This window comes from Synechococcus sp. R55.3 (assembly GCF_047461975.1).
GTDB lineage: Bacteria > Cyanobacteriota > Cyanobacteriia > Thermostichales > Thermostichaceae > Thermostichus.
The window spans coordinates 1-8645 of sequence record NZ_JANSIG010000109.1 but is presented as its reverse complement, the minus strand read 5'-3'; the positions used below and the strand labels follow the sequence as shown (position 1 = coordinate 8645).

Genomic DNA, 8645 nt, shown 5'->3' with positions numbered 1-8645 from the left:
GTTTGGAAACAAACAGAATGCTATCGCTGCATAGTTGAACAGTGATGTTCAGCAGTGTTCAGCGTAAATGTATCAGAAAGTTCAACATGGCGCAGATTCGCGAGATTCCCCTTGCCCAAATTCGCCGCCCTTTGCCGCGGCAAACGGATCCGGATAAGGTTCGGGCGCTGATGGCTTCTATCGAAGCAATCGGTCTGCAGGAGCCCATTGAGGTTTTGGAAGTGGAAGGGGAGTATTATGGGTTCTCCGGTTGCCATCGCTACGAGGCATTTGTCCGCTTGGGCAAGGAGCGGATCCCCTGTCGGGTGCGAAAAGCGCCACGTGCTGTTTTGAGGCTACACCTGGCCTGAAAGGGATCCCTTCTGGCCCGGCTCCTCTTCGGCGGTGTAGCCCCGTTCGTAGGCAAAACGCACCAGTTGCGAGCGATTTTCCAAAGAAAGCTTGCTGAGGATGTTGGTCAGGTGAGTTTGCACGGTGCGCGGGCTGATGAACAGCTTCTCGCCGATTTGCTTGTTGGTGAAGCCGCGAATGACTTCCCGAAAGACCCGCTCCTCAGCAGGGGTCAGGGGCAATTCGGGTGGAGTGGGTCGGGGGGCCGCTTCCGGTTTTGGCTGGGACTGCTGTTGGATTAGCCGCAGAATTTCCGATTGGGTGCGGCGGGAGCGTTCAATCTGGGCCTCGATTTTGGCCACCAACTCCAGGGGTTCAAAGGGCTTGATGATGTAGTCATCCGCCCCCCGCTCGTAGCCCTGAACCCGGTCATCGATCTCTCCCCGCGAAGAGAGAAAAATGAAGGGGACGAGCTCGCCGCCGCGCTGTTGGCGCAGTTGTCGGCAAAACTCAAAGCCGTCCATTTCCGGCATCACCACATCTGAAACCACCACATCCGGCTGCTCTTGGGCAAACAGACGCAACCCTTCTACACCCGAAGCGCCTGTAGAAACCCGATAGCCATGCTGAGTCAGGTGGCGGCTCAGCACCTTCAGGGAGAGGGGATCGTCATCTACGACCAGTACACGCTTCATGAGGACTCGAGGAGGCTGTCAAGGAAAAGGGTAAAGCGCTATTCACCTGTTATCTGTCGCTATTTTAGGGAGACGGACAGGATTCGTCATTTGGCTACGGAGACTGAACCCATGATAGTGGTTTCAAGGGTGGCCTGGTTGAAAGCTGAAGACTACGGTAGCTGTGAAATGAGGGACTGAACCTGGGCCTCTAAGCTCCCATTCCCGAGTACTGTTGCAAGCCTTTGCGCCATAACCAGCGATTGGCCAGCCAAAACAGGCCCGCCCAGGCCAGGCCCATGCCAAAGCCGCCCAGGATATCCACCGGGATCCCTGCCCAGAGGCTGGCGGGAAAATGCACCAGGTAGGGGAAGGGTGTCCAGGCCAAGAGCTGGCGCACGGGTGGTGGGAACACCTCCAGAGGAGCGATCACCCCCGAGAAAAACAAGTACACCAAAAAATGGAATTGCTCCAAGGCCGTCACCCGTTCCACCCAAAAGGCCAGCAGCGCCAGGGTGTACTGCATGAGAAAGCGCAGGGCAAAAGCCAGGAGAATGGCCAGGGATCCCAGCCCCGCCTGGGCCCAAGAGGGGATCCAAAAGGCACGGGGGTAGAGGACGAAGAAAAGGGCGATTAAAACCAGGGTAAAGGGGAGACGGGCCAAGCGCTCCATCAGGTGGCTGGCCACATGGTGCCAAGCGGGATCCAGAGGCTGCAACAGGCGAGGAGATAATTTGCCTTCGACCACCTCTCGCTCAAAGTCCCAGATGACCCAGACGATGGTGAACTGGCGCACCAGGAACACCGCCAGAAAGTAGCGGATGAACTCCAGAGCAGACAGCGAGAAGTCTCCTGAGCGGGCTGCCTCGCTCCACACCCCCATCATGATCAGGGGCAGGGATCCGGCCAGCACCCACAGGATCAGCTCGGCCCGGTACTCCAGCATGTAGGCGTAGTAGGCGGAGAAGAGGGCACCCAACTTGCGAAAGAAGGCGTTCATGGAGATTCCGGTTGCGCAAGCGCTGCGGAGCAATACGAGACTGGCGGACGCAAAGTGGGCAACAAGCTGGCCAGGCTGACCACCGCTCCCACCACAACAATTGAAGGCGGTGCTACGGGCGAGGGCTGTCCAACCAGAGTCTGCAGGCGGAGCAGATGAACCTCTTGCTCAGGGGTGGTGCCCCAGCGGATCAGGGCAACCGGGGTATCGGGAGCTTTCCCTCCGGCCAACAATTCAGCGGCAATGTGGCTGAGGTTGTGCATGCCCATGTAGATCACCAGGGTTTCCACCGCCCCGGCCAAAGCCCGCCAATTGACCTGAGGGCGGTATTTCCCTGCCGCCTCATGTCCGGTAACAAAAGCAACTGAGGAGCTGAGGTCGCGATGGGTGAGAGGGATCCCGGCATAGGCGCTGGCGGCAATGCCCGCCGTAATTCCCGGCACCACCTCCACTGGGATCCCGGCCTGCACCAGAGCCAACATCTCCTCGCCGCCTCGCCCAAAGATGAAGGGATCCCCCCCTTTGAGCCGCACCACCACGGCTGCTGTCCGAGCTTTCTCCATCAGCAAGGCTGTGATCTGCTCCTGGGGCAAGGTGTGAGCGCCGCAGTGTTTGCCAGCATAGATCCGTTCTGCCGTCGGCGGGATCAGCTCCAGGATGGAGGATCCCACCAGAGCATCGTAGATGACCACATCCGCGTGGGCGAGTAGCGCCTTTCCCTTCACCGTCAGCAGCCCTGGATCCCCAGGCCCTGCCCCCACCAAATACACTTTGCCCATCTCAAGTCCTGGTCGCGTCATTGCTGTTGGAAATATCCATTTTGAGGGAACGGGAAAGATTCGGCTATTCCAGCGCCGGGCTAAAAGCCTGGAGTGTCTCCACAATGGCCTGCATCAGTTGAGGATCCCGCCAGAGGGGCGGCTCCACCTGGATTTGGAGCAGAGGCCATTCCCGCTGTAATCGCTGAGCCTGTTCTTGTAGGGCGCGCAGCAGACCGCCTGGAAAGAGAAAAAACGGCAGCACCCGTAGACGGCACTGGCTAAGGCGCAAGCAATGGATCACGACCGCTTCTAAGGTGGGGGACTGGGCAGCAAAAGCCACATGCAAGGGGATCTCGGGCAAGCGCCGTTGCACAGTTTGGATCCCTGCTTGGAGCTGGGCGGCAAACCCCGGCAGACGGCTGCCATGGCCAAGCACAATCCAGGCATCTGCCCGTTCGCCGGATTGCCTGAGCTTTGCAGAGCAAGAGGGCTGTGGAGCCAGAATGCGAGCCACCAACAGATCCAGGAGGGCCGGGTGCTGGCCAATGGGGGGTGTTAACCGGATGGGCAGGCGCGGCCAGCGAGCTTGAACCTGCTTCACCGCAGCCGGTAAATCCTCTTCCACGTGGGATCCCCCCCCCATAAACAGTGACAGCAGCACCACCTGATTGGGAGATCGGCCTGCGCCCAGCCAAGCTGCCAGCCGTCCCTGAATCTGTTCGGCCAGGGTGAGAGGCTGACCTTCCAACTGGGCCAGCTCCACCGGCTGGGGAGCCAGCTGCTGCTGCACCCGGGCCAACAAATCTGCCAAAGCCTGCTGATAATCGGGATCCCGGCTGCCGTGACAGACCAAAAACACCAGGGGATTGGAGGACATGGCAGAGGTCAGGGATCCGAGCGGAAGGGTTCCATTTTGCTACTTTAGGGGATCCCGCCAACTTCTCGCGTAGGATCTGCGCGTATGATTTGAAGAGTACACACCCTCTTTCCCAGCTTCGTCAGCCCTTTCCCAGGTTTTCATGTCATTTGAGAATCGTTCCACCGCCCCCGAACTCTTAATCCATGTCTTGCGGGAGGGGTTGACCGAATCTATCCATCATTGCCAAGCTGTCGTGGCCGATAGCCGCGGGCGTTCTCTGGCCATGGCCGGCAACAGCACCACCCCCGTCTTTGCCCGTTCTGCCCTCAAGCCTTTCCAAGCGCTGGCCATGCTCTCCACCGGCATCCGCGAGCGCTACCGCCTCACTGAGAAAGATATTGCCATCATGTGCGGATCCCATCAGGGCACCACGGCTCATGCGCGGCAGGTGTTCAGTATACTGTGGCGGGCCGATCTGTCTCCCGATTTGCTGGTCTGCCCCACCCCACCCGGCAAGCCCAGCCCCCTGTGCCACAACTGCTCCGGCAAACATGCTGGCATGCTCGTGGCCAGCCGCGCCCAAAACTGGACCTTGTCAGACTACGCCCAGCGGCAGCATCCGGTGCAAGCCCTGGTGCGGGCCAAGCTGGCGGATTTGCTGCAAATGCCCTCGGAAGAGTTTTTGTTTGCGCGGGATGACTGTGGGGTGCCCACCTACCAACTGCAACTGAATCACCTGGCCTCCCTATTCGCCCAACTGACCGCCGGCGAGCGGCCCGACTTGGAATCGGTAGCACGGGCCATGACCCATCACCCGGAGATGGTGGCTGGACAGGGGTGTTTCGACACGGAGTTGATGCGGGCTACTCAAGGGGATCTGGTGAGCAAATCGGGTGCTGAAGGGATCCAATGCATTGGCCGGGTAGGGGAAGGCATGGGCCTGGCCATCAAGGTTCAGGATGGAGCTGCACGGGCCAAATATGCTTTGGCTTTGCACCTGCTGCAGCGCATGGGCTGGATCCAACCTGCCGCCGCCGAGATGCTGGGGGAGCGCTTCCTCAACGTCGGCCCCTACACCCGCCTAGAAGTAGAAGGGGAACTGCGCATGCCTTGAAGACTCAGCGCTGGAAGGGGTTTTGGTAAGGATTGGGGTTGGAGCTCTGGCCTTTGTTGCGGTACTTGGGGTTGATGGTTAGAGTGCCGGATCCCAGGCCCCGCTGCGCCAAAAACTCCAGGTTGCGGCGGCGCATGGTGGTGTCGTAGTCATTTTTAACGCGATCTTCCAGCATGGCCACCTGTTGCAACGCACTCAGCAGGATGGCAGCGGCCTGCTCGGAGCTGTAGCCGTTTTGCGAGGCGTAGCGCACGGCAAATTCATCGGCTGCAACTTGTGCTTTTTGCCCCTTTTCCGCTTTGCGCAACAGAAACACCGCCGAAGCGGCCAACCCGGCTGCTAGGCCAACACCGAGGTTGTCTCCCATCTGCAGCTCCACCAAAATGCCCATGCTGCCGGCCCCGATCAAGGCGGGATACAGCAACAACGCCGACCAGTTATCCCCCAAAGCCAGCTCTGTGGCCATCACCGCTTCTCGCAGGAAGTAGATCTTCTGCTGGTCAGGGCTCAGCTTCTGCCAACGGCTGAGGTCAATGGCGAAGCGAGAGTATTTCTGCCAGGGAAAGCGCCACAGCGGCTGCACAATCCGAGACTGGTCGGGGGTGCCGATCTCGATCTGCACTTCAGGGCGGATCTCCACCGGGAGAAACTGGATCAGGCGGTCAAAGTCGGAAATGGTATACATGCTGGCACGGTGCGGTTAAAGGAGCGGCTGGAGATCATTACCCCCATAGTATAAGGATCCTAGCCTTCCTTGCAGGCTAGCTCCAAGAAAGCCTTTTGCGATTTGAGGTCTGCGTCCATGCCATCTCACCTGTAATGCCGTCTCACCCTCAACTGAATTGACTGTAAAAACCAGACCAGCTTGTTCTGGATCAGTTGTCATTTTTGCAACGCGCCCATCTTTTGGGCCTTTCTGCCCTTGAGAGGCAGGGGAAGTAGAGGACGCTGTCGGTATGAGTTGACCAAAAAACTGGGTTCAAGCCCCGCCCTAGGGCCTACGGCCCGCTGACGCGAGTAGGGCGGCTTTTTGCTAAAATCCGGCTAGCACGAGTAGGGTTTCCGATGTATTTTGCTCGGAAGCTAAAGTTGGGGTTTTCAGAGCAACTGCAGCATCTGGCTTTAGCCGCGGGCGAGCTATACTCCAAGACCTTGGTTTCCTTTTGGCGAGTGGCACGCAAGAAAGGCTTGTGGTTAAAGCCCTCGAGTTTGATGCGCTGGTTTCCCAACAGTAGTGGAAACGAACTTCACGCCCATAGTGCCGATGCAGTGGTACAAAGTTTCTTTGCTTCTCTGAAGTCTTGGTACAAGCGTCGTAAAACGGATCCCAACGCCAAGCCCCCCAAAAGACGGCGGCGCTACTTCAAGGTCATCTGGAAGTCCTCTGCCATTAGGGTTCGGGGTGGGAAGTTAGTTCTTTCCAACGGCAAGACCAACCCGCCTGTGGTTATTCCTTGGGCATGGGATACACCGGTGCAGGTAGAAATCGGCTGGGACGGCAAGCAGTACGAGTTGCGGGCCTGCTACGAGTTAAGTAGGCCGGAAGGGGAAGTAACGGCAAAGGCTGGGGAAGTAGCAGGTGTCGATTTAGGGGAAGTGCATTTAGCTACTGCTCACGACGGTCGGGCAACTTTTATAGCTAACGGGCGGTTACTGCGTTCCCAAAGGCGTTACCAGAACAAGCTGAAGGGCAAGCTCTCCAGGCTAATGGCTCGCAAGAAGAGAGGCTCGCGGCGCTGGAAGCGGTTAGTTCGTTCCAAGCAGCGTCAGTTAGCTAGGCTGCGTAGACAGATTACGGACGTTTTACACAAGCAAACGACCAGGCTTGTCTCCACGCTCCACAGGCGAGGCGTGCAGACGGTTGTGATTGGGGACATCCGGGATATCCGGCGGTCGGCCCAGTACAACAAGGTAGCGAACCAGAAAATCCACCAAATGCTGTCGGGACAGGTGCGGCGGCTGCTCACCTACAAGGCAGAGAAGTTGGGGATGTGGGTGGTGTTGCAAGAGGAACGGTACACCTCGCAGAAGTGCCCGCGTTGCCACATGCTCCACAAGCCCAGGGGTAGGGAGTATCATTGCCGGGCTTGTGGCTTTCGGTTTCACCGCGACGGCGTAGGGTCGGTAAATCTGAGACGAAAGTATCTGGGGCAGTTTGATGTCCCAGTAGTTGGGGTGATGGCATCCCCCATCGGGTTGAGGTTTCGACCCCATACCCGGTGTAGCTCAGTAAGCAGGAGTCATTCTGCAACCTGAGAAAGAATCCCCCGGCTTCAGGCGGGGGAGAATGTCAAATAAGATGGTGGTGTATGATTTGAGCCGATGGCGGGCGATAAGAGGGGGAAGTCCTCATTCTGGGGTTAACTGCAGCTTCGTTGCCTGGCCGTCCTTGGGCTGCCGTTTCCAACACCTCAACCACGCCGAGCGCACCCATAGCATGAACGCTTCTGCTGCCCAACCCAACCCTGCTCACCTGGTCTTGATCTTCACCGATCAGATGGGTCGGCGCGGTGTTGTCCTGGACAACATTTACTACTCGGTAGGCCGGGCAGTGAACAACCACATTCGCCTTTACGACCCTTGCGTCTCTCGCAAGCATGCGTTGATCATCCGCATTCCCGATGAGAACCGGGTTGGATATGGCTATGTGGTGTTCGATGGCGGCTCTGGATCTGGCCGCAGCACCAACGGCCTATTCGTCAATGGGAAACGGGTTTTGTCCCATCGCCTTGAGTTGTTGGATAAGATAGGCTTTGGCCCGAATGTGACGGCAATTGTGGAGAGCACCGACCGCCTCACTCCCGAAACCCTGGCCGGTCTGTTAAAGCCTTTATCCCCCGGCGACCACAGGGCCCTGCTGGGATCCCAGAAGAAAACCTCGGAAGAGATCCCGAAAAAAAACGGCGACTTTACCGCCGCCTGATTCCCTGCCCCGAATTCAGCAGATGATCGAGCTCTGATTGCTGTGCCCCCCATTCCACCTGCGCTGAGCGGCTACTGGCAAAATGCCTTTGACCTAGAAGACCATCTGGGATCCTTCCTGGGCCTTGCGGCTGCCGATCTGCGGGAGAGGCTGCGGGCAGGGCAGCAAGAATTGGCGGAGTTGGGCCGGCGAGACTTTGGCTGGGATCGGGCAGATGCGTTTTATCGGGATCAGGTGGGATCCGCCTATTTGCTGGACTTGGCTGCTTGGCACCTGAGCAGCACCGACTACATCGGCGATACCTTACGCCTGGTTGCGGATCATGCCCGCGGGCTGGTGCTGGATTTTGGCGGCGGCATTGGCACCCATGCGATTGGGGCAGCCCTTTGTGGGGCGGTGGAGCGGGTCATCTTTTGGGACATCAACCCTGTGCATCGACAACTGGTGCGGCTGCGGGCCGAGAAGTTGGGCCTAAAAGAGCGGATCCACTGTCCAGAAACCTTCCCAGAAGGGATGCAGTTGGATACAATCCTCTGCTTTGATGTGATAGAGCATTTGCCAAGTCCGGCAGAGCAGTTGCGGCAGTTTTATGGTTGGCTACAGCCGCAAGGTAGGCTGTTGATCAACTGGTATTTCTTCAAGGGGTTTAACGGCGAGTTTCCTTTTCATCTGGACGATCCGCAAAGGATTGAGGAGTTTTTCCGGGTTTTACAAAGCCACTTTTTAGAGATATTTCACCCCTACTTCATTACTGCTCGCTGCTACCGTAAGTGGAAGACCGATTCCTAAGATGACGCGCTATCTGCGGGTGTTGTGGCTGTTCTGGAGCACCTCAATTGCGGCGGAAATGGAGTACCGCGCCAATTTTTTCTTTGCCAGCCTCAGCAGTTTGGGTGGGTTGGGATCGGCTCTGTTTGGGCTGTCGTTGTTTTACCAGCAGGGGCACCGGCTGGGCGGTTGGAGTTGGCCGGAAGCCCTCATCGT

General features: G+C 58.0%; 10 protein-coding genes and 1 pseudogene. 6 read left to right on the top strand and 5 right to left on the bottom strand.

The annotated features are described in order from the left end of the window. Positions 1–86: 86 nt before the first annotated feature. Entirely contained in the window at positions 87–350 is a 264-nt protein-coding gene (locus NW849_RS13160) for a ParB N-terminal domain-containing protein (RefSeq protein ID WP_414358160.1), read from the top strand. Here NW849_RS13160 and NW849_RS13155 read toward each other — a convergent pair. The 4 genes from NW849_RS13155 to NW849_RS13140 all read right to left on the bottom strand — a co-directional run bounded on the left by NW849_RS13155 (position 336) and on the right by NW849_RS13140 (position 3642). Then, positions 336–1025 carry a response regulator transcription factor gene (locus tag NW849_RS13155; protein ID WP_414358159.1) on the bottom strand — a complete coding sequence of 230 codons (690 nt, stop codon included), beginning with the start codon at positions 1023–1025 and terminating at the stop codon, positions 336–338. The two genes, NW849_RS13160 and NW849_RS13155, sit on opposite strands and share 15 nt — an antisense overlap. Before the next feature lie 190 nt (positions 1026–1215). Further along, on the bottom strand, positions 1216–2004 hold the full coding sequence (locus tag NW849_RS13150) for an ABC transporter permease (protein WP_414358157.1): 789 nt from the start codon (positions 2002–2004) through the stop codon (positions 1216–1218). After that, positions 2001–2804, bottom strand: a complete 804-nt coding sequence (gene cobA / locus NW849_RS13145) for a uroporphyrinogen-III C-methyltransferase (RefSeq protein ID WP_414329160.1) — start codon at positions 2802–2804, stop codon at positions 2001–2003. The genes NW849_RS13150 and cobA overlap by 4 nt, the downstream gene beginning before the upstream one ends. A gap of 43 nt (positions 2805–2847) precedes the next feature. Then, a complete protein-coding gene (locus NW849_RS13140; protein WP_414358155.1) occupies positions 2848–3642 on the bottom strand; it encodes a sirohydrochlorin chelatase in 795 nt (264 codons plus the stop codon). Positions 3643–3784: 142 nt separating this feature from the next. Between NW849_RS13140 and NW849_RS13135 the strand changes: the two genes are divergently transcribed. After that, a complete protein-coding gene (locus tag NW849_RS13135) occupies positions 3785–4738 on the top strand; it encodes an asparaginase (protein WP_414358152.1) in 954 nt (317 codons plus the stop codon). Positions 4739–4742: 4 nt separating this feature from the next. Here NW849_RS13135 and NW849_RS13130 read toward each other — a convergent pair whose 3' ends face one another. Next, positions 4743–5423, bottom strand: coding sequence for a DUF3318 domain-containing protein (locus tag NW849_RS13130; RefSeq protein ID WP_414358150.1), 681 nt, complete (start codon positions 5421–5423; stop codon positions 4743–4745). Positions 5424–5803: 380 nt separating this feature from the next. Between NW849_RS13130 and NW849_RS13125 the strand changes: the two genes are divergently transcribed. From NW849_RS13125 to NW849_RS13110, 4 genes and pseudogenes are all read left to right on the top strand, one after another. After that, positions 5804–6994, top strand: coding sequence for an RNA-guided endonuclease InsQ/TnpB family protein (locus NW849_RS13125; RefSeq protein WP_414358148.1), 1191 nt, complete (start codon positions 5804–5806; stop codon positions 6992–6994). Positions 6995–7025: 31 nt separating this feature from the next. Then, the gene (locus NW849_RS13120) at positions 7026–7661 is read left to right on the top strand and encodes an FHA domain-containing protein (protein WP_414358146.1); all 636 of its coding nucleotides are present in this window, start codon (positions 7026–7028) and stop codon (positions 7659–7661) included. 42 nt (positions 7662–7703) lie between these two features. After that, positions 7704–8450, top strand: a complete 747-nt coding sequence (locus NW849_RS13115) for a class I SAM-dependent methyltransferase (RefSeq protein WP_414358145.1) — start codon at positions 7704–7706, stop codon at positions 8448–8450. A gap of 1 nt (position 8451) precedes the next feature. Continuing rightward, positions 8452–8645, top strand: a pseudogene (locus tag NW849_RS13110) (ABC transporter permease); the annotation flags it as partial.